The sequence below is a fragment of the Kitasatospora sp. NPDC051853 genome, assembly GCF_044452665.1.
Lineage (GTDB): Bacteria > Actinomycetota > Actinomycetes > Streptomycetales > Streptomycetaceae > Kitasatospora.
The window spans coordinates 91,278-116,361 of the sequence record NZ_JBITBY010000014.1; the positions used below are offsets into that span (position 1 = coordinate 91,278).

20 protein-coding genes, 1 tRNA gene and 1 pseudogene are annotated in these 25,084 nt (G+C 72.6%); 8 read left to right on the forward strand and 14 right to left on the reverse strand.

Annotated elements, in window-relative coordinates:
• Positions 1–257: 257 nt before the first annotated feature.
• Together ACIA8O_RS33245 and ACIA8O_RS33250 are read right to left on the reverse strand one after the other, a co-directional pair.
• Complete coding sequence (locus tag ACIA8O_RS33245) at positions 258–1,106, reverse strand: alpha/beta fold hydrolase (protein WP_396297743.1); 849 nt, start codon at positions 1,104–1,106, stop codon at positions 258–260.
• A 50-nt stretch (positions 1,107–1,156) separates the two neighbouring features.
• Positions 1,157–1,891, reverse strand: a complete 735-nt coding sequence (locus ACIA8O_RS33250) for a DUF998 domain-containing protein (RefSeq protein ID WP_396297744.1) — start codon at positions 1,889–1,891, stop codon at positions 1,157–1,159.
• Positions 1,892–1,997: 106 nt separating this feature from the next.
• Here ACIA8O_RS33250 and ACIA8O_RS33255 point away from each other — a divergent pair.
• From ACIA8O_RS33255 to ACIA8O_RS33265, 3 genes are all read left to right on the forward strand, one after another.
• A tRNA-Lys gene (locus tag ACIA8O_RS33255) sits at positions 1,998–2,071 on the forward strand.
• 218 nt (positions 2,072–2,289) lie between these two features.
• Positions 2,290–4,638, forward strand: a complete 2,349-nt coding sequence (locus ACIA8O_RS33260) for a transglycosylase domain-containing protein (protein WP_396297745.1) — start codon at positions 2,290–2,292, stop codon at positions 4,636–4,638.
• Positions 4,639–4,797: 159 nt separating this feature from the next.
• A complete protein-coding gene (locus tag ACIA8O_RS33265; RefSeq protein WP_396297746.1) occupies positions 4,798–5,799 on the forward strand; it encodes an EamA family transporter in 1,002 nt (333 codons plus the stop codon).
• A gap of 161 nt (positions 5,800–5,960) precedes the next feature.
• Here ACIA8O_RS33265 and lepB read toward each other — a convergent pair whose 3' ends face one another.
• Both lepB and ACIA8O_RS33275 read right to left on the reverse strand, forming a co-directional pair.
• Positions 5,961–6,719, reverse strand: coding sequence for a signal peptidase I (lepB, locus tag ACIA8O_RS33270; protein WP_396297747.1), 759 nt, complete (start codon positions 6,717–6,719; stop codon positions 5,961–5,963).
• 273 nt (positions 6,720–6,992) lie between these two features.
• The gene (locus ACIA8O_RS33275) at positions 6,993–7,394 is read right to left on the reverse strand and encodes a chorismate mutase (protein ID WP_396297869.1); all 402 of its coding nucleotides are present in this window, start codon (positions 7,392–7,394) and stop codon (positions 6,993–6,995) included.
• A 229-nt stretch (positions 7,395–7,623) separates the two neighbouring features.
• On the opposite strand from ACIA8O_RS33275, the gene ACIA8O_RS33280 reads away from it, so the two are divergent.
• A complete protein-coding gene (locus ACIA8O_RS33280; protein WP_396297748.1) occupies positions 7,624–8,049 on the forward strand; it encodes an OsmC family protein in 426 nt (141 codons plus the stop codon).
• Positions 8,050–8,481: 432 nt separating this feature from the next.
• Positions 8,482–10,494 (forward strand): putative bifunctional diguanylate cyclase/phosphodiesterase, encoded by a 2,013-nt coding sequence (locus ACIA8O_RS33285; RefSeq protein ID WP_396297749.1) that lies wholly within the window; start codon positions 8,482–8,484, stop codon positions 10,492–10,494.
• 97 nt (positions 10,495–10,591) lie between these two features.
• On the opposite strand, the gene ACIA8O_RS33290 is transcribed toward ACIA8O_RS33285, so the two are convergent.
• From ACIA8O_RS33290 to ACIA8O_RS33305, 4 genes are all read right to left on the reverse strand, one after another.
• Complete coding sequence (locus ACIA8O_RS33290; protein WP_396297750.1) at positions 10,592–11,236, reverse strand: response regulator; 645 nt, start codon at positions 11,234–11,236, stop codon at positions 10,592–10,594.
• Positions 11,227–12,426 carry a sensor histidine kinase gene (locus ACIA8O_RS33295; protein WP_396297751.1) on the reverse strand — a complete coding sequence of 400 codons (1,200 nt, stop codon included), beginning with the start codon at positions 12,424–12,426 and terminating at the stop codon, positions 11,227–11,229. The genes ACIA8O_RS33290 and ACIA8O_RS33295 overlap by 10 nt, the downstream gene beginning before the upstream one ends.
• Positions 12,427–12,515: 89 nt before the next feature.
• The gene (locus ACIA8O_RS33300) at positions 12,516–13,220 is read right to left on the reverse strand and encodes a DedA family protein (RefSeq protein ID WP_396297752.1); all 705 of its coding nucleotides are present in this window, start codon (positions 13,218–13,220) and stop codon (positions 12,516–12,518) included.
• A 383-nt stretch (positions 13,221–13,603) separates the two neighbouring features.
• On the reverse strand, positions 13,604–14,707 hold the full coding sequence (locus ACIA8O_RS33305) for an LLM class flavin-dependent oxidoreductase (RefSeq protein ID WP_396297753.1): 1,104 nt from the start codon (positions 14,705–14,707) through the stop codon (positions 13,604–13,606).
• A gap of 661 nt (positions 14,708–15,368) precedes the next feature.
• Here ACIA8O_RS33305 and ACIA8O_RS33310 point away from each other — a divergent pair.
• Both ACIA8O_RS33310 and ACIA8O_RS33315 read left to right on the forward strand, forming a co-directional pair.
• A complete protein-coding gene (locus tag ACIA8O_RS33310) occupies positions 15,369–15,968 on the forward strand; it encodes a DedA family protein (RefSeq protein ID WP_396297754.1) in 600 nt (199 codons plus the stop codon).
• Positions 15,969–16,235: 267 nt separating this feature from the next.
• Positions 16,236–17,510, forward strand: coding sequence for a hypothetical protein (locus ACIA8O_RS33315; protein ID WP_396297755.1), 1,275 nt, complete (start codon positions 16,236–16,238; stop codon positions 17,508–17,510).
• 54 nt (positions 17,511–17,564) lie between these two features.
• Here the strand turns inward: ACIA8O_RS33315 and ACIA8O_RS33320 are convergent, their stop codons facing one another.
• The 6 genes and pseudogenes from ACIA8O_RS33320 to ACIA8O_RS33345 form a co-directional block, all read right to left on the reverse strand.
• The gene (locus ACIA8O_RS33320; protein WP_396297756.1) at positions 17,565–18,602 is read right to left on the reverse strand and encodes an alpha/beta fold hydrolase; all 1,038 of its coding nucleotides are present in this window, start codon (positions 18,600–18,602) and stop codon (positions 17,565–17,567) included.
• The gene (locus ACIA8O_RS33325) at positions 18,599–19,732 is read right to left on the reverse strand and encodes a branched-chain amino acid ABC transporter permease (RefSeq protein ID WP_396297870.1); all 1,134 of its coding nucleotides are present in this window, start codon (positions 19,730–19,732) and stop codon (positions 18,599–18,601) included. The genes ACIA8O_RS33320 and ACIA8O_RS33325 overlap by 4 nt, the downstream gene beginning before the upstream one ends.
• 95 nt (positions 19,733–19,827) lie before the next feature.
• Positions 19,828–20,709 (reverse strand): branched-chain amino acid ABC transporter permease, encoded by an 882-nt coding sequence (locus ACIA8O_RS33330; protein ID WP_396297757.1) that lies wholly within the window; start codon positions 20,707–20,709, stop codon positions 19,828–19,830.
• A gap of 146 nt (positions 20,710–20,855) precedes the next feature.
• Positions 20,856–21,539, reverse strand: a pseudogene (locus ACIA8O_RS33335) (ABC transporter ATP-binding protein); the annotation flags it as partial.
• Between the two features lie 131 nt (positions 21,540–21,670).
• The gene (locus ACIA8O_RS33340; RefSeq protein ID WP_396297871.1) at positions 21,671–22,435 is read right to left on the reverse strand and encodes an ABC transporter ATP-binding protein; all 765 of its coding nucleotides are present in this window, start codon (positions 22,433–22,435) and stop codon (positions 21,671–21,673) included.
• Positions 22,436–22,509: 74 nt separating this feature from the next.
• Positions 22,510–23,823: a substrate-binding domain-containing protein gene (locus tag ACIA8O_RS33345; protein WP_396297758.1), complete on the reverse strand. Its 1,314-nt coding sequence runs from the start codon at positions 23,821–23,823 to the stop codon at positions 22,510–22,512.
• Positions 23,824–24,320: 497 nt separating this feature from the next.
• Between ACIA8O_RS33345 and ACIA8O_RS33350 the strand changes: the two genes are divergently transcribed.
• Positions 24,321–25,082, forward strand: a complete 762-nt coding sequence (locus ACIA8O_RS33350; protein WP_396297759.1) for a CoA transferase subunit A — start codon at positions 24,321–24,323, stop codon at positions 25,080–25,082.
• The last annotated feature ends 2 nt before the right edge of the window (positions 25,083–25,084 follow it).

Consider the following 25,084-nt stretch of genomic DNA (forward strand, 5'->3'; position numbering starts at 1 on the left):
GTCGCCTCATCCATTTCTGACATGGGCGGGGCGGGCCGGATCGAAGGAAGCATAGCCGGTTTTGCCGATCTCCCTGACGGGGTCTCAATACACCATCGGCCTACCAGATTTGGGGCTTTCTCGCGGCTTTTTGGGCACAGATCACACCGGAGGAGAGCGCGCCGAGGCCCGCGCGCCCCTGGGGGCGTGCGGGCCTCGTGTCGTCCGTATGCGGTGCTCGTGCAACCCGTGGGCGGTGCTCGTGCAACCCGTGCGCGCTAAGGGCGTTGCGCCCGCGGAGCATCCAGCACGGCCCCCGCCACCGCCTCCGGGCGGTCCCACATCAGCAGGTGCCCGGCCGGTACGGCCTCCCGGTACTCCGCCCCGATCAGCTCCGCCAACTCCCGCTGCCGGCCGAGCCAGCGACCGCCCGGACGGGTCGCGGCCGCCAGCACGACGGCGGGCGCCCGCAGCGGGGTGGTGCGCCGGAGCGCGTCCAACTCGGCGGCCACGTCCAGGTAGCGGGTGTTCTCGGCCAGCACCGAACGGAGCATCCGGCCCGTCCGGTAGCAGCGCCGCACCAGCTCCGACGGCGCCGGGTCGCGGTGCCCGAGCGTGGTGGCGGCGGCCACCGCTCGGCGGGCCGACGGGCCGAGCAGGTACGGCAGCCCGGCGGCGGCCAGCACCGCGCCGACCGTACGGGCCGTCAGGTCCCGGGCGGCCCGGGCGGGCGCGGGCCGCGCCTGCGGCTCGGTCGAACCGTCCAGCAGCACCAGGGCCGCGGTGCGCTCCGGGTACAGCCGGGCGAAGGCCTCGACGTGGAAGGCGGCGATCGAGTGCCCGACCACGGTGACCGGGGCCTCGGCGTCCGGGCCGTCCACCAGCTCCTCCCGGACCAGGCCGTCGAGCAGGGCGGCGATCCGGTCCGCCTCGCCACGCGCGGTGGGCGGCTCCGACCCGAGCTGGCTGAGCCCGTGCCCGGGGCGGTCGAAGCGGATCACCGTCCGGTGCGGTTCGAGCAGCGGCACCACCGGGTCCCAGTCGAACCAGCAGCAGCCGAGCCCACCGCTCAGCACCGCCAACGGCCCCCGCCCGGAGACCCGGACGTGCACGGCACGGCCGTCCACCCGGACGAACCGCGCCCCCTCCCCTTCTTCACGCACCCTCCCCCGACCGGTCACGACCGCCGCCCCTCCGTCCCCTTCTTCTCCACCTTCTTCTCCACCGGCTTCTCCCGCGCCGAACGGCCCGACCGGCCGACGCTCACCGCGAGCACCGCCAGCCAGACCGCTATCAACAGGATCTGCGACCGCTGGCCCGCTCCCAGCGTCCAGGTGCCGCGACCGGCCTCGAAGGCGGCGATCGCGCCCAGGCTCCAGACCGTGGCGAGCAGTTCGGCCGCCACCAGCCAGGGCCCGTACCGGGCCAGCGGCCGCCACCAGCCGTACCGGCGGGCCGCCACGGTCAGCAGCACCACCGCGCCGATCGCCCCGAGCATGGCCAGGCTGCTGCTGATCGCGTGCGCGGTGTGGGTGGCCGGCACCAGGCCAGCGGTCTCCCGGGCCGCGCACTCCGGGTCGGCGGTCGGGGTGCAGCTCAGCGGCAGCCGCGAGTCCACCGCCGTGGCCAGGCCGAACAGGGCCAGCGCCGTCCAGCCCGCCACCGACCAGGGCCGCCGCTCCAGGCGCCACAGCGCCGTTCCGGCCCCGGCCAGCACGGCCAGCCCGGCGACCAGGTCGGTGGCACGGAAGAGGCCGCCCAGCGGCTGGTCCTCGGCGGCGAGCTCGCTGACGTAGGTCTGCACCGGGTCGAGCCCGGTGCTCAGGACCACCTCCAGCACCCAGGCCGTGTAGGCGAGGGCGCTGAGCAGGAGGAGGGCGCGGACGGCCCGGACGGCTGCACTGCTGGACATCCGGTCAGCCTAGGCGGTGCCCCTCGGCCGGGGCCGTGCGGCCGGGGCCCGGCGGAACCGATTCGGTGGTTCCGGGCCGACCGTGTAATGTTCTCTTCGTCAGCAGGCGCCGCTAGCTCAGTTGGTTAGAGCAGCTGACTCTTAATCAGCGGGTCCGGGGTTCGAGTCCCTGGCGGCGCACAGACAGCCGGAAGGCCCTCCATCTTCGGATGGAGGGCCTTCCGGCATTTTCGGGTTCACCCCCTCCGTGCGGCCAAGTGGCCCATATCACCTGATCGTTCCGCAACCAAGACAGATAAGTCTGTTCTCAGCGAAATCAGGACAAAGGTCCCTAACGGCCGCCGGGTGCTTCGGGGCAGGCTGGCACGGTTCTCCGTCCGCCCAGGAAAGGCCATCCGTTGCCCCGCCCCGCCCCGAACGGCCGTCCGCGCCCGCAGCAGACCGGCAAGCGACGGCCCCGCCGGACCGGGTGGCGCCGGCTCGTCCCCACCTGGCGCTTCACGCTCTTCACCTCGCTCGGCCTCGCCGTCCTCGGCGTCGGCCTGTTCGCGCTCGGCCTGGCCCTGGTCCAGGTGCCCGACGCGCACGCCCAGGCCACCCGGCAGAGCAACACCTGGCTCTACTCGGACGGCTCCCTGCTGACCCGGACCGGTGAGACCAACCGGCAGAGCGTCCCGCTGGACCGGATCTCCGAGGCCGCCCGCAACGCGGCGATGGCCGCCGAGGACCGGAACTTCTACCACGAGGGCGCGGTCAACCCGAAGGGCATGTTCCGGGCCGCGGTGAACACCGTGACCGGCGGCTCCACCCAGGGCGGCTCGACCATCACCCAGCAGTACGTCAAGAACGCCTACCTGAACCAGAAGCAGACCATCTCGCGGAAGGTGAAGGAGCTCTTCATCGCGGTCAAGGTGGACGCCACCGAGAGCAAGGACGACGTGCTCGCGGCCTACCTGAACACCTCCTACTACGGCCGGGGCGCCTACGGCATCCAGGCCGCCGCCCAGGCCTACTTCGGCGTCGACGCCGACAAGCTGAACGCCGCCCAGGGCGCCTACCTGGCCGCCCTGCTGAACGCGCCGAGCGCGTACGACGTGGCCACCGCCACCGAGAACGGCAAGAAGCGGGCCACCGAGCGGTGGAACTACGTGCTCGACGCGATGGTCCAGGAGAAGTGGCTCTCCGCCCAGGACCGGGCCGCGATCACCTTCCCCGAGGTGCAGGCCCCCAGGAGCGCCCCCGGCCTCTCCGGCCAGGCCGGGTACCTGGTGAACGCCGCCACCGAGTACCTCACCTCCCACAACGTGGTCACCGACGCCCAGTTGGCACAGGGCGGCTACACCGTCAAGCTGAGCATCGACCCGAAGAAGCAGCAGGCGCTCCAGGACTCCGTCCAGCAGCAGCTGACCGACAAGCTCAAGCCGGACACCCGGAAGGCGGACGCGGCCGCCCAGGCCGGGGCCGTCTCGGTGGACCCGAAGACCGGGGCCGTGGTCGCCCTCTACGGCGGCACCGACGCCACCAAGCACTGGGTCGACAACGCCACGCGGCAGGACTACCAGGCGGGTTCGACCTTCAAGGCCATCGCGCTGGCCGCCGCGCTGGAGAACCGCGCGACCACCCAGTCCGGACGGACCATCACCCCCGACACCGTCTACGACGGCACCAGCCGCCGCCCGGTGGTCGGCGGCAAGGGCGCCCCGTACGCCGCGCCGAACGAGGGCGACCGCAGCTACGGCCAGGTCACCCTCCAGCAGGCCACCGACTGGTCGGTCAACTCCGTCTTCACCCAACTCGCCCAGGACACCGGACTGGAGAAGGTCCGTGAGACGGCCGTGGCGCTCGGCCTCCCCGCCGACACCCCCGAACTGACCGCCCTCCCGTCGATCCCGCTCGGCACCGCGACCCCGAGCGTGCTGGACATGGCCGGGGTGTACGCCACCCTGGACAACGGCGGCAAGCAGATCTCCCCCTGGCTGGTGCAGTCGCTGGAGCACGGCGGCGAGGGGATCGGCCTGCCCGAGCACAAGACCAACCAGGCCGTCAGCGAGCGGACTGCCCAGCGGGTCACCTCGATGCTCCAGGGCGTGGTGAGCGACCCGGGCGGCACCGGGTGGCGGGCCAAGGACCTGGGCCGGCCGACCGCGGGCAAGACCGGCACCACCGACGACCACCGCTCGGTCTGGTTCGCCGGGTACACCCCCGAACTGGTCACCGTGGTCGGCCTGTTCGGACAGGACCCGACCACCGGCAAGCAGGTCTCGCTGAGCGGCACCGCCGGTGTCGCCGGTGCGGCGGGCGGACAGTTCCCGGCGCAGATCTGGACCGCCTACATGAAGTCGGCACTGGCCGGCCAGCCGGTCTCCTCCTTCCCGGACCCCGCCGCGGACGACTCCGGCGCGGCGCTGTACGGCCCCGGCGGCTCGGGCGGCCGCACGCCGTCCTCGACCCCGTCGAGCACCCCGAGCGGCACCCGTTCCACGCCGTCCGACACCCCGTCGACCCCGTCCGTTCCGTCCGACCCGTCCTCGGCCACCTCTCGGCGGCCGGACCCGACGCCGACCCAGGGCACCAGCCCTACCTCCTCCCCGACGTCCACCCCGACCCCGAGGCCCACTCCCACCCCCACGCCGAAGCCGACCCCCACTCCGACGCCGAAGCCCACGCCGAGCGGAGAGGCGGTCGAGGCGGACGGTGCCGGGGCTGCTGCCGGGGCCCGCAGCGGTACGGGTGGCGGGCAGGGGTAGCCCTCGCCCCGCCCCTGAGCAGCGGTTCCGCTCCGTCGGGCGGGCCGTCCGGTCCTGCTGGTCCCGCGTGACCGGCAGGGCCGCCGGGCATGGACCGGCAGGACCGTCAGGCGTGGACAGCCCTTACCGAACCGGGGGTCGGCGAGGCAGAATGCGTCGGTGCACAGCTCATCGCCCCAGCCTCCGCTCCCCCCGGCCCGGCGCCCCTCGGCCCGTACCCTCGGACTCTCCCTCGCCCTCGTCTCCGCCGTCGCCTTCGGTGGCTCCGGCACCGCGGCCAAGCCGCTGATCGAAGCCGGGCTCTCCCCACTGCACGTGGTCTGGCTCCGGGTCACCGGCGCCGCCGTCGTGCTGCTCCCGCTCGCCTACCGGCACCGCGACGCCTTCCGCCGCCGCCCGAAGCTGCTCATCGGCTTCGGCCTGCTCGCGGTGGCCGGCGTGCAGGCCTGCTACTTCGCCTCGATCTCGCGGATACCCGTCGGCGTGGCCCTGCTGATCGAGTACCTGGGGCCGCTGCTGCTGCTCGTCTACGTGAAGTTCGTCCAGCGCAAGCCGGTCTCCCGGGCCGCGGCCATCGGGGCCGGGGTCGCCGTGACCGGCCTGGCCTGCGTGGTGGAGTTCTGGCACGGGCTGGCCTTCGACACCCTCGGGGTGCTGTTCGGCCTCGGCGCGGCCTGCTGCCAGGTGGGCTACTTCGTCCTGGCCGACGCCGCCAAGCAGGGCAAGGAGCAGGTGGACCCGATGGCGGTGAGCGCGTTCGGCCTGCTGGTCGGCGCCGTCGCCCTGACCGTCTTCACCCGGCCCTGGACCGCGGACTGGAGCCTGCTCGGCGGCGACGTCACCATGAACGGCCACGTACTGCCGGCCCTCCTCCCGGCCGCCTGGATGGTGCTGGTGGCCACCGTGCTCGCCTACCTCACCGGCGTGGTGTCCGTGCAGTTCCTCTCCCCGCCGGTGGCCGGGGTGGTGGCCAACCTGGAGGCGGTGGTGGCCACCGTCACCGCCTGGTTCCTGCTCGGCGAGACGCTCGGCCCGGCGCAGCTGACGGGCGGTCTGCTGGTGCTGGCCGGCGCCTTCGCGGCACAGACCAGCCGACCCGCCGAGGCGGCCCTGCCGGAGCCCGTTCCGGCTGAACCGCGCCGGAGGCTGACCTCTCGGTGACTCGGCCTGACGGCCCGTGAGCAGGAGGCTCGGACGACCGGGACGGTGCGGCGGCGGTCCGGCCGGGGCTGACCGGTCGTCGGCCGCCGCCGCTGCCGTCACTCCTGCTGCCGCCCCGGCCGTTGTCCTGGACGTTGTGCTGGCTGTCGGCTGCTCGCCGCCTACTTGCCGGCCCAGCCGAACCAGTCGAAGTGGGCGAGCGGCCAGACCACGGCGGTGGTCGGACCGACCACGTTGTCGACCGGCACCGCTCCGCCGCCCGGGCCGCCCTGGTGGTAGCGGGAGTCGGCGGAGTCGCTGCGGTGGTCGCCCTCGACCCAGATGTAGCCCTTCGGGACGGTGATCGGACCGAAGTTCATGCCGGAGCAGGAGTCGTCCCCCGGGTAGAGGTACGGCTCGGAGACCGGCTTGCCGTTGACGGTGAGGGTGGTGCCGCTGCAGGCGACGGTCTCGCCGCCGGTCGCGATCACCCGCTTGACCAGGTAGTTGTCGTCCTTCGGCGGCAGCAGGCCGACGAAACTCAGCACGTCACCGACCGCGCCGGAGAGCGTGCCGCCGCTCGGCACGGGCTTCGGCAACCAGCCGCCCGGGTCCTTGAAGACCACCGGCTCGCCCTGCTTCGGCTCCCAGCCCAGGAGCGGGGCCAGCTTGTTGACCGCCACCCGGTCGCCGATCCGCAGGGTGTTCTCCATCGAACCGGACGGGATCGAGAACACCTGGAACAGGCAGGTCTTGATGCCCAGGGCGATGACCAGCCCGAGCACGATCATCGCCGGGAACTCCGCCCACCACGGCAGCCGCCGCCGACCGCGGAAGCGGCCGGGCCGGACGGCCGGCCCCGACTGCTCGGGGTCTTCCGGTTGGACGGGCTGGGTCACCGGGCCGGGCGCCATTGCCGGGCCGGGCTGAGGAATCGTCACTGATCAGGCCGCCTGCGGAGGGAGATCGGGAGGGTGCGGGCAGGCGACGGGCGCTGCTTGCCGGCCATCGCCCGTCTGCCTTTCCGGAGGGTCCGGGGAGAACAGCACGCTAACGCCGCACCTGAACTGTCGCGAAATCAGACATTTAGCCGCCGTTGACGGCAAATCCTCCCAGGACTCCCCAGCGGAGACGGACCACGGGCGGGCACGGTTCCGCCCCGGGCTGCCGGACCGGCCCGCCGAACGGGCCCTCCCCCACGGCGTCCGGGCCGGTCAGTGGGCCTGCGGCTCCCCGGCGATGGCCTCGTGGTGGCGGATCACCTCGGCGATGATGAAGTTCAGGAACTTCTCCGCGAAGACCGGGTCGAGGTGGGCACTCTCGGCGAGCTCGCGGAGCCGGGTGATCTGGGCCCGCTCCCGGGCCGGGTCGGCGGGGGGCAGCCGGTGCTCGGCCTTCAGCTTGCCGACCCGCTGGGTCGCCTTGAAGCGCTCGGCCAGCATGTGGACGACCGCGGCGTCGATGTTGTCGATGCTCTCCCGCAGCGCGACCAGCTCGGCCCGGACCGCCTCGGAGACCTCACCGTTGCCGTCCGCCGCCGCGCCGGTGGCGGCCGTGGAACCGGCGGCAGCCGTGGCCGCGGCCGCGGGACCTGCGGGATCGGCGGCGGAGTTCAGGGGCAGGTCCGTCATCGGGGTGGCTCTCCGGAGGTCGGCTGACTGGGCCCTGCAATCTAACAGGGAGAGCGGTGCCGGGGCCCGGCCGTTCGACGGGACGTCCGACATCCGGACACACTCGGCGCCGGTCCGCCGCTTTGCCGGACCGGCGCCCGGGCGCGCCGTAGGCTGGGCGCGCACCGACCGGAACTGACGGACCACCAGTCCCACAGCACATGGAGGACCTGACATGGCAACCACCCGCACCGCGCGCACCGCCTGGGAAGGCAACCTGGTCGACGGCAAGGGCGAGACCACCTTCGCCTCCTCCGGCATCGGCACCTACCCCGTCTCCTGGCCGGCCCGCGCCGAGGCGGCCAACGGCAAGACCAGCCCGGAGGAGCTCATCGCGGCCGCGCACTCCGCCTGCTTCTCGATGGCCCTCTCCCACGGCCTGACCGGCGCGGGCACCCCGCCCACCAAGCTGGACACCCAGGCGGACGTGACCTTCCAGCCGGGCACCGGCATCACCGGCATCCACCTGACCGTGGTCGGCGAGGTGCCCGGGCTCGACGAGGCCGGCTTCGTGAAGGCCGCCGAGGACGCCAAGGCCAACTGCCCGGTGAGCCAGGCCCTGACCGGCACCACCATCACCCTGACCGCGAGCCTCGCCTGACCGCGAGCCTCTCCCGACCGCGGACCTCGCCTGACCGCAGGCCCCGCCCGACCACGGACATCGCCCGCGCGCAGGCCCCGCGCTGAACCCCGGCCCCGTCCGGGAGTTCGGGTCGTCCGCCCCTCAGCCCGCCAGTTCGCCCACTGACCACCTGTCAGGTCGTCCGTCGGGTCGTCAACTGGTAGTGCGCAAGGGGCGCATGCGCCCCCGGAGTGCATCTCACGGTGCACTCCGGGGGCGCCGCTGCGTACCGGGCGCGTACCGGCGCACTTGCCCCGAAACCCCGGCGAATCACCCTCGCGGCGGTCGTCACCGCAAGTTCGCGCGTCCTATGATCACGGCAGTGCCGCGCTCCCGGCCCGATGCTCTCCACCCAGCGTCGGCCGAGGCAGCGGCCGTGCGATCAGCGTCAGCAGCGGACGGGAGCATGCCGTGCCGGGTCGGAACGAGGGGGCCGACCGCCGTTGTCCGGTCTGCTCCACCCCCCTGGGCCGTGAGGGCCGGCACCCCGGCGCACTGCTCGACGCCCTCCAGGCCAGCGAGTCCCGCTTCCGGGCCGCCTTCGCCGACGCCGGGATCGGGATGGCCCTGGTCGGCCCGGACGACCTGATCATCGAGGCCAACCCGGCCTTCGCCGCCATGATCGGGTACGAGGCCCCCGAGCTGGTGGACGTCCACATCCACCAGATCATCGACCCCGAGGACACCCCGCGCCGCCTCTACCTGGAGCTGGTCCGGGGCGAGCGCGACCGGCTCCGGGTGGAGAAGCAGCTCAAGCACCGCGAGGGCCGGGTGGTGTGGAGCAACGTCACCATCTCGCTGATCCGCAACGGCTCCGGCGAGCCGATGTACACCCTGGCCATGGTCGAGGACGTCACCGAGCAGCGGCTCCTCGGCGACCAGCTCGCCTACCAGGCCCTGCACGACCCGCTGACCAGGCTGCCGAACCGTGCGCTGTTCTTCGACCGGCTGAACGCGGCCTTCGACTCGGTGGCCGGGGTGACCGGAGCGACCGGGGTGACCGGGGCGGCCGCCGACGGGACGACCGAGGTGGCCGGGGTGGCCGGGGTGGCCGTCAGCGGGGCTGCCGCTGCGGAGGGGGCCGGTTCGGTCGGTCCCGCCGGCGGCGGTACTGACGGTCGCGGCACTGACGGTGGCGGCGCCGGTGGCACCGACGGCGGGCCGGGAGAACGTCGGGTCGGCCTCTGTTACGTCGACCTGGACGGCTTCGCTGCGATCAACGAGACGCTCGGCCACCACATCGGGGACGAGCTCCTGGTGGCGGTGGCCGCCCGGCTGGAACGCGGCTTCGCCCGGGGAGAGGGGCGGTTGGTGGCCCGGCTCGGCGGGGACGAGTTCGCCGTCCTGGTCTGCGACAGCGCCGGGAGCGAGCAGCTCACGGGGCTCGCGGCAGACCTGATCAAGACGCTGGAGGAGCCCTTCGACGTGGCCGGCCAGCAGTTGGCGGTGACAGCGAGCGTCGGTGTGGTGGAGCGTCAGGTCCGTGAGACCACCCCGACCGACCTGCTGAAGGACGCCGACGCGACGCTGTACTGGTCGAAGTCGGACGGCCGGGCCCGCTGGACGCTCTACGACCCGGCTCGGGGTGCCTACCAGCTGACCCGGCAGCGGCTGGCCACTGCGCTGCGGCCGGCGCTGGAGCGGGGCGAGTTCGCCGTCGAGTACCAGCCGTTGGTCGGACTGGCCGACGGGACGGTGCACGGTGCCGAGGCCCTGGTCCGCTGGCGCCACCCCCGGTACGGCACCATCTCCCCGGACCGCTTCATCCCGCTGGCCGAGGAGTCCGGGGCGATCGTGCCGCTCGGCAAGTGGGTGCTGGAGGAGTCCTGCCGCCAGGCCAAGCGCTGGCTCACCGAGTTCCCCGACACCGAGACCTTCGTCAGCGTCAACCTGGCGGCCCGTCAGATCTGGGACTCGGACGTGGTGGCCGACGTCGCCAAGGCCCTGGAGACCACCGGCCTGCCGGCCCGGCTGCTCCAGCTGGAGATCACCGAGAGCGCGGTGCTCGGTCCCGGTGGCCGCCCGGTCCAGGCCCTCCAGGCACTCGCCGACATGGGCGTGCGGATCGCGATCGACGACTTCGGTACCGGCTACTCCAACCTCGCCTACCTCTCCCGGCTGCCGGTGCACGTCCTCAAGCTGGACGGCAGCTTCATCGCGGGCTTCCGCGAGCCGGGCCCCGGCGGCCGCCCGGACAACCGCTCCCGCCGCACCGATGCGGACGAGCAGATCGTCGGGGCAATGGTCCAGCTGGCCCACGCCCTCGGCCTCACCGTCACCGCCGAGGGGATCGAGAACGCCTCCCAGGCCGAACGCCTCCGCATCACCGGCTGCGACACCGCCCAGGGCTGGTACTTCGCCCGCCCCGGCGAGGCCGAGCGGGTCGCCGCCATACTGCGCGAGGACCGCGCCCGCACCGCATGACGCACCGCCTGACGCACCGTCGGCCGGCCTGCCGCCGTCCCATGCGCTTGTCGGCTGACGCGCAGTCGGCCGACGCGCGGACGGCTCAGGTGTCCGGTCAGGCCTCCAGGTACCGCAGGACGGCCAGGATGCGTCGGCTGTAACCGGTGGCGTGGGCCAGTTCCAGCTTCTCGAAGACGGCGTTGAGGTTCTTCTCGACCGCACTGAGCGAGACGTGGAGCTTCTCCGCGATGGCGGTGTTGGTGTGTCCCTGGGCCAACGCCTCCAGGACGCTGCGCTCGCGCGGGGTCAGCCGGGCCAGCGGATCAGCACGGGTGGTGCGGACCACCAACTGCCGGACCACCTCGGGGTCGATCGCGGCCCCGCCCGCGGCGACCCGCTCCAACGCGTCGAGGAACTCCTCGACCTGTGCCACCCGGTCCTTGAGCAGGTAGCCGACCCGTTCGGCGCCGGCGGCGAGGAGCTGCGCCGCGTAGCTGCGCTCGATGTACTGGGAGAGGACCAACACCCCGACCCCGGGCCAGCGTTCGCGGATCTCCACCGCCGCCCGCAGTCCCTCGTCGGTGTGGGTCGGCGGCATCCGGATGTCGACCACCACGACGTCCGGCCGGTGCTCGGCGACCTCGCGCAGCAGGGCGGTGGCATCGCCGACGGCCGCCAGCACCTCGTGCTCCTCCTCCGCGAGCAGCCGGACCAGCCCCTCCCGCAGCAGGGTGGAGTCCTCGGCGATGATCAGGCGCATGGCAGCTCCGCTGTGATGACGGTCGGTCCCCCGGAGGGGCTGTCGATGTGCAGGGTGCCGTCCAGCGCGGCCACCCGTCCGCGCAGCCCGGTCAGTCCGGTGCCGTCGGGATCGGCTCCGCCCACGCCGTCGTCCTCGATCCGCACGGTGAGCACTCCACCCGGGGTGGGCGAACCCTCGTCCGCCGGCGCCCCGCTGTCCGTCAGCGGGCCACCGTCCAGAGTGATCCGGACCGAGACTGCCGAGGCCCGCGAATGCTTGGCGGCGTTGGTGACGCACTCCGAGACCACGAAGTACGCCGCCGTGCGCACCGGTTCGGGCAGCGGTGCGGCCACCTCGTATCCGAGCCGCATCGGGACGGTGCTCCGCTCGGCCACCCCGCCGAGCGCCTCGGCCAAGCCGAGGCTGTCCAGGGCCGAGGGGTAGACCCGCCAGGCCACCTCCCGCAGGTCGGTGAGCACCTCCTGGGCCTCCTGGTGCGCCTGCCGCAGCAGGCGGTCGGCCCGCTCGGGGTCCCGGCCCCGGCGGGCCCGGCCGAGCAGCATCGCCAGAGCCACCAGGCGCTGCTGGACACCGTCGTGCAGGTCCCGCTCGATCCGGCGGCGCTCGATGTCCACGGCCTGGAGCACGGCGGCCCGGCTGTCCGCCAGCTCGGCGATCCGGCGCCGGAGCAGCTCCGCCTCGGAGGGGCCGAAGCAGTCGCGGGCGGCCCGTGCGTCCAACTCGACCAGGGAGTGGAGACCTTGGACTCCCAGGAAGAGCAGCACACCGCCCAGCAGGACTTGAGTGAGCAGGTCGATCCAGCCGATCGAACCGCGCACCACACCGCCCACCAGCAGCCCGGCCAGTACGGCGCCGAACCCCAGCAGCACGACGACGACCGCCGTGACCAGACCCGTGCCGGTGCGCACCGCCAGGTAGCGCAGCTGCCTGCGATCGGCCGCGCGGTAGTGCGCCGGGAAGCGGTCGCCGAAGAAGGCCGAACGCCGCACCCGCTCCAGCCCCACCAGGCGGCGGACCCCGGCGAACAGCCGCCCGGCGGCAGACCGCCGGGTGCGCGGCCAGAGCAGGAGCGGCCCGAGGAGGATCGCAACGAGCAGCAGGTACAACGCCGTCGGCCCGGCCGTCAGGCAGCCCAGCAGAACACCGGCGCCCCGCACCGGCCATGACGTCGTGCCAGGCCCTGCCACCCGCTCCTGCACCGACTCGTCCCCCCACCCCGCGCCCTCCCGCCCGGCCCCGCACCCGGGTGCTCTCCGAGCCTACGTGCCGCTCCCGGTCACCGGGCACGTCGGCGCTGGGCGTGACCGCGGCCACGGCCACGGCTGGGCTGGACGTCGCTGCGGCCACGACTGCGCAGACGGACCGTCAGGTAGCCGACCACGCCTGCCGCCACCAGCACCACGACCACCTTGGAGAGCACCCCGACGTAGCTCTCCACCAGGTCCCAGCGGTCCCCGAGCTGGTAGCCGGCCAGTACCAGGACGGCGTTCCAGAGCAGGCTGCCGATCGTGGTCAGGGTGAGGAACGTGGGCAGCGGCATCCGCTCGACCCCGGCCGGTACGGAGATCAGGCTGCGGAAGATCGGGACCATCCTTCCGAGCAGGACCGCCTTGGTCCCGTGGCGGGCGAACCACTGCTCGGTGCGCTCCAGGTCCGAGACCTTCACCAATGGCAGCCGGGCCCAGAGGGCGTGCATCCGCTCCCGGCCGAACAGCGCGCCGAACCAGTGGAGCACCACGGCGCCGACCACCGATCCGAGCGTGGTCCAGAACAGCGCCGAGCCGAGGCTGAGCACCCCCTGCCCGGCGGCGAAGCCGGTCAGCGGCAGGATGACCTCGCTGGGCAGGGGCGGGAAGAGATTCTCCAGGGCGATCACCAGACCGGCTCCCGGGCCGCCCATGGTGTCGATCAGATCTGCTGCCCAACCGGCCACGCCGTCGGCGGGTTGCGGGGAGCTGGCCAGGTGAACGAGCTGCTGCATGCGGTGGTCTCCAAGCCGGAAGTCCTCCGCCCGGGGCGGTCGCCCCGGGCACTTCCACGCTAGGAACCGCAGGTCAGCACGGGTATGGGGGTTGCCGTCGGCCTCCCTGCGGTTTCCCGTACCCGGGCCGGTACGGGAAACCGCAGGGCCGGATCACCACCCCGTCTGATCGGCCGTCAGGCCGCACCCCGCTCAGCAGGTCCGGCCAGAAGGCCCGCTCAGCCGACGAGCTCGGGCGGGTGGCGCGCGGACGGGCCGTCAGCCGACCGGCCTGGGCCATCTCCCGGCCGCCGGCCCGCTGCCCCTGGGGCGGCTGATCCCAAGGCGGCTACCCCGATGACCGACCGGCCCTGGGGCAGCTGCCCCGATGACCCGCCGACGCGTCAGCCGGTGAGTCCATACGCCTCGGCGATCAGCCGGTAGGAGCGGAGCCGGTTCTCGTGGCCGTGGATGTGGGAGGTGACCATCAGCTCGTCGGCGCCGGTCCGCTTGCGGAGCTGCTCCAGACCGTCGGCGACCTCGCCCGGTCCGCCGATCACCAGGTTGGCAAGCCAGCCGTCCATGAAGTCGTCCTCGGTCGCGGTGTAGGGGTAGGCCTCCGCCTCCTCGGGTGAGGGGATCAGGTCCGGAGTGCCCTTGCGGAGCCGGATCATGGCGAGGCCGGAGGATCGGGCCAGCCGCAGGGCCTGGCCGGGCTCCTCGGCGGCCACGGCGTTGACCCCGATCAGCGCGTAGGGCTCGTCCAGTACCGCCGACGGACGGAAGGAGCTGCGGTAGAGGTCGAGGGCGGGCACCGTGTTGGCCGCGCTGAAGTGGTGGGCGAAGGCGAACGGGAGGCCGAGTCGGCCGGCAAGCTGGGCGCTGAAGCCGGAGGAGCCGAGAAGCCAGACGGGCGGGCGGGTGTCGCCGCGCGGGACGGCCGTGAGCCGTGAGTAGGGGTGGCCGGTGGGGAAGTCGCCGTCCAGGAAGTGCGTCAGCTCGGAGAGCTGGTGCGGGAATTCGTCGGGGCCCTCCTCGGCGCCGCGCCGCAGTGCCCTGGCGGTGGCCATGTCGGTGCCTGGGGCCCTGCCGAGACCGAGGTCGATCCGGCCCGGGTGGAGCGCCTCCAGCATGCCGAACTGCTCGGCGACGGAGAGCGGGGCGTGGTTCGGCAGCATCACGCCGCCGGAGCCGAGGCGGAGGGTGGTGGTGTGCGCGCCGAGGTGGGCGAGCAGGACGGCGGGGGTGGAGCTGGCGACGCCGGGCATGCCGTGGTGCTCGGCCACCCAGAACCGGTGGTAGCCCAGCTGCTCCGCCTGCTGGGCCAGCGCGGTGGTCGTGGCGAGGGCCTCGCCCGGGGAGTAGCCGCTGCCGATGGTGGCCAGGTCGAGAATGGAGAGCGGGGCGGGGGCGCTGCCCCGTGCGGTCCCCCGGACGGGGTCGGTGCCGACGCCCGAGCCCGTTCCGGTGCCTGACGGGTCGGTCCGCTGCTCGTCCTCGAAGGTCATGCCGGTCTCCTCCTGCTGCCGTACCGGCGCTCCTGGCGCCGCCATCGTTCGGGCTCACACAACCGGCCCGGAGCTCTGTCTGTTCCCCTCGCCGCCCCCTTCACCGGCCCATGTGGAGGACCGGGAGGAACGTGCCTGGTGAACCCACGGACTGCGGCGGCCGAGCTGACACAGTCCACATGGTCCGTGCGCCGACGGATCGGCACCGGGAGGGTCTCCGGGGATCGTCCGCGAGCTGATGATCCACCAGAGATCGTTCCATCTTGGCGGTTTGCCGCCACCGCCAGAAGTCGCCAGGCGTAGGACTCGCGCCGCCCCGGGCGGATGCGGCAAGCTACCGATCAGTGACGGAGGGGAATCGCCCACCGCACTCCACCTGCAAGGTCGGCGGACTGGACCAGTCCCGCTGGACCCCCGCGAGCCCCTGGAGCGGCACCCCGCCTCAGGGGCTTGCGCCATTCCGGGCGCGTTCCGCCCGTCGGCACAACGTCAGGTCGGACCCGGGCCCGCCGCCTCCCGAGATGCCCTCCCCCGCCGCCTCGCGGCCGTCCTTGTGGCACGTGACACAAGGGGGTGCTTCATGACATGAAACGTCTACCCGCTAGCGTTGACTCACGTAGCCACCTGGACGCCTCCAGGCGACTGGACAGGGAGCTTCGCCTTGGATGCCGCAGCGGTAGTAGGACCGGTATGGATCTGCGCACTCGCGCTCTTCGCCGTACTCGGTGACGCCTTCCTCCCCTTCATCCCGAGCGGCACCCTGGTGATCCTGGCGGTGCTCAACACCGCCGAGATGGACGGCGCCCCGCTGATGCTGGCGGCCGGTGTGGCCATCGCCTCCTTCCTCGGTGACCTGGTGCTGCTCAACCTCGCCCGGCGCGGTTCGCCCGCCGTGCAGCGCCGCCTCGACCACCGGCCCGAGCTGGCCGCCAGTGTCGCGCGGCTCCAGCAGTACCTGACCGGCCAGACCGGCCGGACGGCCGCCCTCCTGGTGATCGTCGCCCGCTTCGTCCCGGCCGGCCGGACCATCCTCGACCTGGCGGTGGGCCACTCCGCCGACTCCAGCCGCCGGTTCCTCCGGCTCTCCGCCCTGGCGGCCCTGGTCTGGGCCAGCTACATCGTCAGCCTGGGCTGGCTGAACAGCCACTGGTTCAACACCGACTGGCTGAGCCTGGCGGTCTCCTGCGTCGCAGCCACCGCGATAAGCACCACCGTCGCCCGCCTGGTCCGCCGCCGCCGGCGCGAGCTCGCGCTCACCTGACCCGGCCCTCCCCGGCCGGCCCGCGGGACGTCAACTCTCCGCGCCCGCGCGGACGGACCCGTTCGATGCGCCGCCGATCCGACACTCTGTCCCAAGACTGCAACAAAGCTCCCGCCCTGGAGCCCGACGCCCCTTGCACTGCGTGCTGAGCAGTAGTCAAGGGGCGTTGGAGTACTCACCCCACCTCATGGCATGCTGGCGCAGATATATCCATCAATATCCGATTTTTCCTATCGGACGGTCGGATGCACTACGGCTGGGGAGACCATGGGCAGCATCTCGCGCAGGACCGTGCTCAGTGCCACCGCCGCAACCGCCGCGCTCGGAGCCGTGGCAGCGTGCGGCAGCAGCGGCGGAACCGGCTCGGGCGGCACGGACGGCTCCGGCAGTGCGGGCCCGAACGGCGGCTCTCCCAGCGGCACTTCGGCCAAGCCCACCGTCAAGGGCACCCCGATCGGCGACGGTTCCAACGTGGACACGGGTGCCCAGCCCAACCAGCCGAAGCCGGAGAAGCTCAAGCCCGGTGAGCAGCCGCCCCAGTTCGTGGTCCTCTCCTGGGACGGCGCCGGCGGCACCGAGGACGGTCAGTTCCCGCGCTTCCTGAAGCTGGCCGAGCAGTACAAGGCCACCATGACCTTCTTCCTCTCCGGGATCTACGCCCTCCCGAAGGAGAAGGCCAGCCTCTACCACCCGCCGAAGCACTCCGTCGGCGCCTCCGACATCCCCTTCCTCTCCGACGGTGCGGTGAAGAGCACCCTCAAGCTGATCAGCCAGGCGTGGACGGCCGGCCACGAGATCGGCACCCACTTCAACGGGCACTTCTGCTCCACCCGCTCGGACGGGAACGGGGTCAACAAGTGGACCCCCGAGGACTGGCAGAGCGAGATCGACCAGGCGATCTCCTTCGTGACCCAGTGGCGCACCAACACCGGCTTCACCGACGTCGATCCGCTCCCCTTCGACTACCGGAAGGAGCTGATCGGGGGCCGGACCCCGTGCCTGGAGGGCCAGAAGGCACTGCTGCCCACCGCGGTCAAGATGGGCTGGAAGTACGACGCCAGTTCGCCGGGCGGGCTGCAGATCTGGCCGCAGAAGGTGCAGGACGGCAAGATCTGGGACTTCCCGCTGCAGTCCGTCCCCTTCCCCGGGCACGGCTTCCAGGTGCTCTCGATGGACTACAACATCCTCGCCAACCAGTCCGGCGGCAGCACCAAGGGCGACCCCTCGAAGTACAACGAGTGGCGGGCCCAGGCCAAGGACGCCTACCTGGCCGGGTTCGACCGGGCCTACAACAGCAACCGGGCACCGCTCTTCATCGGGAACCACTTCGAGCAGTGGAACGGCGGCATCTACATGGACGCCGTCGAGGAGACCATGAAGGTCATCGCGGGCAAGCCCGACGTCCGGCTGGTGTCGTTCCGTCAGTTGGTCGACTGGCTGGAGGTGCAGGACCAGTCCACACTGCGGAAACTGCGCACCCTGGGGGTCGGCAAGGCGCCCGAGGGCGGCTGGGGAGCCTTCCTCGGCACTCCCTCGTCCTGACCGGTGCGGGGCCTGCGCCGTCCACGGCGGCGCAGGCCCCGCACCGACGCACCGTCAGCCCGCGACCAGGCTGCGGACGATCCGGGCCGCACCGGCCGCACCGCCGATGATCGTGTAGTGGTTGGTGTCCGGCACCGCCGTCACGGTGACCCGGTCCCGGTCCAGCCCCGCGTGCTCGATCCGCGCTGAGTCGTACAGGCCCTGGGGCTCGTCCATCAGACCTCGCTCGGCCCAGAGCAGTTCGGCCTGGCACGGCAGCCGGTGGATCGCGGTGGCCGCGTCCTTGTCCAGCAGGACTTCCCGACCGTCCTGGTGGATCGCCTCCGGTACGCAGGAGGAGCGCAGTTCCGGCTCCTCGCCGACCAGGTCGCGCTGGGTGTACTCGTCCAGCGCCGCCCGCCACTCCCCCGCGAAGGCGGGGTGCCGCCGCCAGAACACCCGGTAGGCGTCCCGGCTCTCGAAGGTCATGTCCAGCCGGGCCAGGGCCGGGCCCAGCACGGCGGCCAGCGCGTCGTCCTCGCTCACCCCGGGCGGCAGCGGGAAGCTCACCGCTCCGTCCACCAGCACCAGGGAGTCCACCAGTTCGGGGTGGCGGACGGCAGCCAGGGCGCTGACCCAGGCACCCATCGAGTGGCCCACCAGTCGCACCCGGCCGAGCCCGAGGGCGCTGGTCAGTACGGCCAGGTCGTCGGCGTGCCTGGCCAGACCGTACGGCCCGGCGACCGCACGGCTGCCGGCCCGGCCGCGCAGGTCGGGGGCCACCAGGGTGGCCCTGCCCGCGAGTTGGCGTGCCACCTCGCTCCAGGCCAGGGCGTTGGCCGTGATGCCGTGCACCGCCAGCACGGTCGGAGCGGCCGGGCCGGCCGAGTCGGCGGCGGGCCAGCGGAGCACCGTCAGTTCGCCGCCCGGCACGGGGACGGTCAGTTCCTCGGGTGCGGATACCGCCGCCTCCGGCTCGCCGGGAGCGAGCCGATGAGACGTCGCCCCATCCGGGGACGGGCCGAGTGGGCCGTGCTCGCGGGCAGGGCCGTCCGGGCCGTCGGAGCGGGACGCGGCGGCCTCTCGGGCGGGGTCGGTGGGCGCGGGGCTCATGCGGGGTCACCTTCCGGGGAGCGGGCCGGGGCGGTGCCCCCGGCCTGGGTGGAGTCCGCGCGGGTGGCACCCGGCCGGGTGGACCCGGCTCGGGCGGTGCGGATCCGGGCAGGCAGCCTAGCGAGGCCGCCGGGCAGCAGGTAGACCACGGCGACGAACAGCGCCCCGAGCAGGAAGAGCGGCTGCGAGAGCGGCACCCGGAGCACCGCTGGCAGGTCGGCGATGGCGGAGGAGTTGGCCAGGTCGCCCAGGCGGTGCCCGGCCCAGGTGTAGAGGACGCCGCCGAGCAACGGCCCCCAGCGGCTGCCGGAGCCGCCGAGCACCACCATGACCAGCAGGGCGAGCGTGGCGTCGGAACTGGCAGCCTGCGGTGTGGCGCCGCCGGTGAGCAGCAGGTAGACCACTCCGCCGAGACCCGCCAGGCCGCCGGCGATGACGAAGGCGACCAGCTTGAAGCCGTAGGGTCGCAGGCCGAGCACCTCGACCCGGCGCTCGTTCTCCTTGATGCCCTCCCAGACCCGCCCGGTCGGGGAGTTGACGGTCCAGTGCACCACCGCGAGCGTGAGCACCAGGTACCCGAGGGCGATCCAGTAGAGGTTGGCGGTGTTCTCGATCCCGACCAGGGCGTCGGGGAGCAGGTCGACCGGGGCGGCCCGGCCCTCCTCACCGCCGGTGACCCCGCCGGGGTTGCGCTGGACCAGGATCGAGCCGGCCTGGGCGAAGGCGAGGGTCACCATCGAGAAGCCGATGCCGGTCACCCGGAGGCTGACCGAGCCGAGCAGCAGCGCCAGGCTGACGCTGCACCCGACACCGAACAGCGCGGCGGCGGCGAAGGGGAGTTGGAACTCCAGCATGCCGAGGTCGGTCCCGTAGAGACCGGCGGCGAAGTAGAGCGCGTGGCCGAAGGAGAGCAGACCGGTGCGGCCGAGCAGGAGGTCGTAGCCAGTGGCCAGGGCCCCGTACACCAGGCACAGGGCGATGAGTTGGAGACTTCCGGGGCTGCCGAGCGGACCGTCGAGGAGCCCCGGGACGGGAAGCACACTGTATGGGGCGACAAGGAACAGGATCAGCAGAGCGATCGGCCACCAGCGTAGGGCGCGCCGCCAGGGGGCTGTCGAGGCCTTCCGGATTGATTCACCTGTTCGAGGGATGGTGCGATCCGAGGCACCGGGAGCAGACTTGGCGTCAGCGGTACCACTGGTGCTCGTGGTTGAGGTGTCCGTGCTCACGCGAGCCTCCCGGTGAGTCCGCGCGGCCGGACCAGGAGCAGGACGGCCAGGAGCACGACGACCGAGAGGTCACCGAGTCCGGCGGCACCGAGCCCGGCGGACGCAGCGTAGTTGGCGAACTGCTGGACGAGACCGACCGCGACGGAGGCCAGCGCCGCTCCGGTGACGGAGCCCATGCCGCCCATCACCACCACCACGAAGGCGAACACGAGCAGGCTGGTCCCCTGGCCGGGGTGGACGGAGCCGAAGTAGAGGCCGCTGAGCGCACCGCCCAGGGCGGCGGCCGCTCCCCCGATGGCGAAGACCAGGGTGAACGCCTTGCGGACGTCGATGCCGAGGGCCGTGACCATCGCACGGTCCTCCACCCCGGCCCGGACCACCAGCCCGTACCTGGTGCGGCCGAGGAAGAGGCGCAGTGCCACCAGGACCAGGACCGCCGCCGCGAGCAGGACGAAGCGATTGACCGGGACGATCGCGCCGAACAGCCCCACCGTGCCCGAGAGGGCCGCGGGTTGGGGGAAGGGCCGGGCATCCGCACCCCAGATGCCCATCAACAGCGCGGGCACCGCGAGACCGACGCCGACGGTGGCCAGGATCTGGTCCCGCGGCCGGCTGTAGAGAGGACGGATCAGCAGCAGTTCCAGCAGCACGGCCGCGACCGTGCCGACCACCGTGCCGAAGACAACCGCCAACCAGAAGCTCATCCCGCCTGCGGTGCCGGCCCACCAGGTGGCGTACGCACCGACCGAGAGCAGCGCCCCGTGGGCGAAGTTGAGCACGTCCATCAGCCCGAAGATCAGTGAGAGACCGGAGGCCACCAGGAAGTACAGCGCACCGAGCCCGAGGCCGGTACAGGTGAGGAGGACGACGGTGTCCATCAGGGAGCCACCTCCGTGGTGACGGGAGCAGGAGGGGAGACCGACAACGGGGCCGTCTCGGAGGAGGCCTGATCGGGCGTCAAGGAGGGGGCCGATGCCGCGGGCATCGGGGAGGAGGCCGACAGCACGGGCGTCGGGGAGGGAGCGGGCTGGGCGGGAGTCGGGCGGCCGACCCCGAGTAGTCGGCGGGCGGCCTCCTCGTCGGCCAACAGCTCGGCCGTCGAGCCCCGGTGGGCGGTCCGCCCGTCGGCCAGCACCGCACAGGTGCCGGCCAGGCGCCGGACCAGGGCGAGGTTCTGCTCGACCAGCAGGACGGGCACGGTCGCGGCGGCCCGTTCCAGCACCTCCGCCACCTCGGCCACGATCTTCGGCGCCAGCCCCTTCGTGGGCTCGTCGGCGATGATCAGCCGGTTGCCGTTCAGCAGGGTCCGCCCGATCGCCACCATCTGCTGCTGACCGCCGGACAGCGTCCCGGCCAACTGCCCGGCCCGCCTCTTCAGTTCGGGGAAGAGCTCGTGGACCAGGTCGTAGGCCGGAGCGCCGTCCCGCTCCGCCAGCCGGAGGTTCTCGGCGACGGTCAGCCCGGCGAAGATGCCCCGGTCCTCGGGTGCGTACCCGATGCCCTGACGAACCACCAGATGGGTCGGCAGCCTGACGAGTTCCGTCCCGGCGAACAGCAGGCTCCCGGTCCGGGGCACCAGCCCCATGACCGCCTTGACCGTGGTGGTCTTCCCGGCACCGTTGCGCCCGAGCAGCGCGGTGACGCCGGTGGGCGCCACCTCGAAGTCCACCCTGTGCAGGATGTGGAGGCCGTCGATCACCACCCGCAGGCCCCGGACCGTCAGCAGCGGTTCGACAGAGGCCGGTTGTCCGGAAGGGGAAGCAGAAGAAGCAGCGGAAGTGAGGGGAGCGGAAGGAGCGGAGCCGGAGTCCCGGGCGGTGGCGGAGTCGAAGGAGTCGGTCACAGTCCCTCCCCCAGGTAGGCCTGCTGCACGGTGGCGTCGGCCATCACCGCGGCAGGGGTGTCGAGTGCGAGCAGCGTGCCGTGGTGCATCACGGCCAACCGGTCGGCCAGGCCGAGCAGGACGTCCATGTGGTGCTCCACCATCAGTACGGTGCGGCCGAGGTCCCGGTGCACCGAGCGGATCAGCGCGGTCAGGGCCGGCACCTCCTCCGCGCTGACCCCGGCCATCGGCTCGTCCAGCAGGATCAGCCGGGGGTCGGAGACCAGCAGCACCGCCAGTTCGAGCTTGCGCTTCTCGCCGTGCGAGAGCGCACCGGCCAAGGTGTCGGCGCGGTGGGCGAGTTCGGTCCGCTCCAGGGTCTCGGTGACCTGGGTGGCGTACCGTCCGGCCCGGCGCCAGATCCGGTACGAGGCCCCCGGCCCGGCTGCCGCCTGGGCCGCGAGCCGGACGTGGTCCGCCACCGTCATCCCCGTCCACAGCGAGGAGGTCTGGAAGGTCCGACCGAGACCCCGACGGGCCCGGCCGTGCACCGACTCGGTGGTGATGTCCGCGCCGTCGAGCTCGATCGAGCCGTGGGTCGCCGGGTAGATGCCGGAGATCAGGTTGAAGAGGGAGGTCTTGCCGGCACCGTTCGGTCCGATGAAGGCGATGAACTCGCCCTCCTGCACGTCGAACGAGACGTCCTCGACGATCGGCACCCCACGCACCGACCAGCCGACGCCGCGCAGCCGCAGCACCCGGCCCGGCTGCTCCCCGCTCACCTGCTGCCCGCCCGGTCCTCCCGCCGTGGTCACCGCCTCTGCCGCGGTCACGGCTGCGCGTTCCGCCACCGGGATCAGCCCGCGATCTTGGCGACCGGAGGCGCCACCTGGTCGGCCGGCACGGTCTTCTCCACCGAGGGCTTGGCGGAGGCCCCGGCACCGGTCAGCTTCACCTGGAACATCGGCTGGAGCAGCGCGTGGTCCTCGGCCCGGACGGTCACCCTGCCCTTGACCCCGTCGAAGCTCCACCCCTCCAGCGCCTTCACCAGGGCGTCGGTGTCGTCGGCCGAGCCCTTGTTGGCCTCGATCGCGTGCACCACCATCTGGGCCGCCGTGAAGCCGTCCGGAGTGAAGATGTCCGGCTTGGCACCGGCCTTGGCGACGGCAGCGGCCATCGCCTTCTCCACCTCGGTGCCGGCCGCTCCGTCGAAGTAGTGGTTCAGGAAGGAGATCTTCTCGGCCGCCGGTCCGAAGAGCGGATAGGAGGCCGCCAGGTCGAGCCCGGTCACCACCTTGGTCGAGGCGAAGACGTCCTGTTGGTTGAGGGAGGTCCACAGCGCGGCGGCCGTCTCCCCCGCCCAGGCCACGAACAGCAGGTCGGGCTTGGCCGACTTGGCCTGGGTCGCGAAGGGCGTGAGGTCGGTCGCGCTCGGCGGGGCGAGCACCGACTCCACGCTCGCGCCCTGCTCGCCGAGCACCGCCTTCACCGCCGCCACGTTGGCCTGCCCGAAGGCGTTGTCCTGGGCCAGCACCGCGACCTTCTTGCCCTTGGCGTCACCGATGAAGGAGGCCGCGGTCCGGATGTCCTGGTACGACTGGCGACCGGAACGGAAGGTGTACTTGTTCAGTCCGGTGACCTTGTCGGCTGCGGCCGGGCCGCTGATGAAGAGCACCTTGTTCTGCGCCGCGATCGGCCCGACCTGGAGCGCGACCCCGGAGGCGGTCGAGCCGGCCAGGATCTTGTGCCCCTTGCCGATCAGGTCCTTGGCCGCCGAGACCGCCTTGGCCGGATCGCCCGCGTCGTCCTGCTCCGCCAGCTCGACCGGGTGGCCGTCCACCGCGCCCGTGCCCTTGGTCGCATAGTCCAGACCGGCCTTGAAGCCCTCCAGGTACTGCTTGCCGTAAGCCGCCAGCGGCCCGGTCTTGGAGTACACCAGGCCGACCTTGACCGGGCTCTTGGCCGCCCCGGCCCCGCCGTCGGCCGACGTGGTCCCTGCCGTCCCCGCCTTGGCGCAGCCCACGGCGCCCGTCACGAGCAGCCCGCAGGCCGCGACGAGGGCCAGTCCGCGCCGCCGCACCCGGCTTCCGTCCCCCACGGAGGCGGCCGGATCCGCCGTCTGACGGTCCGTCCGGGCTGCGGCTCTGGTGCTGAGGGTGGTCTTGCGCATGGTGTCCGACTCCTGACGGCTGGGGCTACGGCGTTGGGTCTGAGGCTTCGGAGATGGGGCTGAAGCTTCGGTGCTGGAACTGGGACTACGGGGTTGGGACCGGCAACTGACGGCTGTGCCTACGGCTGCGGCTCCGGGCCCAGCCAGGCCGGGCCGGTCCGGGACTGCGACTACGTGGGTGGGTCCACTACGGCGGTACGTCCCGACCAGGCCGGGAGCCGTGCAGGGCAGTTGCCGGCGGGACAACGGTGGTGGTGGATTCCGGAACCGTAGGTGCGCCACCTGCCGGGCGACATGTGACGGGGCGACGCAGCAGCCTGCGGGATTGTGTGATGGGCCGCCATATCGCCCTCCTCGGGCACGGAGGGGCCTCCCCGGATGTGCCGCACACCCATGGCATTCGCCCTTCCCATGGCCCTGATCGCCATGGAAAGCCCTCGGCCGCGCGGTGAGGGTGAGAGCGCAGCAGGCCCCCAACCCCTGATGAGGTGACCCCTTTGGACAAGGTCTTGGACTCCCCGGCCCACGCGGTCGAGGACATTCCCGACGGCGCCGCCTTGGCCGTCGGCGGCTTCGGCCTCTGCGGCGTCCCCAGCACCCTGATCGGCGCCCTGGTCGAGGCCGGCACCACCGGGCTGCGGGTGGTCTCCAACAACTGCGGTGTGGACGACTGGGGCCTCGGGCTGCTGCTCCGGGCCGGTCGGATCGCGCGGATGACCTCCTCCTACGTCGGGGAGAACAAGGAGTTCGCCCGCCAGTACCTCTCCGGGGAGTTGGAGGTGGAGCTCACCCCGCAGGGCACCCTGGCCGAACGGCTGCGGGCCGGTGGCTCGGGCATCCCGGCCTTCTTCACCCCGGCCGGGGTGGGCACCCAGGTCGAGGAGGGCGGACTGCCCTGGCGCTACACCGCCGACGGGGGCGTGGCGGTGGCGTCACCGCCCAAGGAGACGAGGGAGTTCGGCGGCCGCCGCTACCTGATGGAGGAGGCCATCAGCACCGACTTCGCGCTGGTGCGCGCCGAGGTCGCGGACCGCCACGGCAACTGCGTCTTCCACGCCACCGCGCGGAACTTCAACCCGCTCTGCGCGGGCGCCGGCCGGGTCACCCTGGTCGAGGCCGACCGGATCGTCGAACCCGGCGCGATCCCGCCGGACGCCGTCCACCTGCCCGGCATCTACGTCGACCGGGTGGTCGCCGCCGACCCGGACGACCGCCGGATCGAGCGCCGCACCGTTCGCACCGACCCCCGGAGGCGCTGAAC

What these genes read in the sequence shown, in the direction of transcription:
- ACIA8O_RS33250 (WP_396297744.1), bottom strand. Translation starts at nt 1,891, where the DNA reads ATGTCCAGCAGTGCAGCCGTCCGGGCCGTCCGCGCCCTCCTCCTGCTC.
- ACIA8O_RS33280 (WP_396297748.1), top strand. Translation starts at nt 7,624, where the DNA reads ATGGCAACCACCCGCACCGCGCGCACCGCCTGGGAAGGCAACCTGGTC.
- ACIA8O_RS33290 (WP_396297750.1), bottom strand. Translation starts at nt 11,236, where the DNA reads ATGCGCCTGATCATCGCCGAGGACTCCACCCTGCTGCGGGAGGGGCTG.
- ACIA8O_RS33300 (WP_396297752.1), bottom strand. Translation starts at nt 13,220, where the DNA reads ATGCAGCAGCTCGTTCACCTGGCCAGCTCCCCGCAACCCGCCGACGGC.
- ACIA8O_RS33305 (WP_396297753.1), bottom strand. Translation starts at nt 14,707, where the DNA reads ATGACCTTCGAGGACGAGCAGCGGACCGACCCGTCAGGCACCGGAACG.
- ACIA8O_RS33315 (WP_396297755.1), top strand. Translation starts at nt 16,236, where the DNA reads ATGGGCAGCATCTCGCGCAGGACCGTGCTCAGTGCCACCGCCGCAACC.
- ACIA8O_RS33320 (WP_396297756.1), bottom strand. Translation starts at nt 18,602, where the DNA reads ATGAGCCCCGCGCCCACCGACCCCGCCCGAGAGGCCGCCGCGTCCCGC.
- ACIA8O_RS33330 (WP_396297757.1), bottom strand. Translation starts at nt 20,709, where the DNA reads ATGGACACCGTCGTCCTCCTCACCTGTACCGGCCTCGGGCTCGGTGCG.
- ACIA8O_RS33345 (WP_396297758.1), bottom strand. Translation starts at nt 23,823, where the DNA reads ATGCGCAAGACCACCCTCAGCACCAGAGCCGCAGCCCGGACGGACCGT.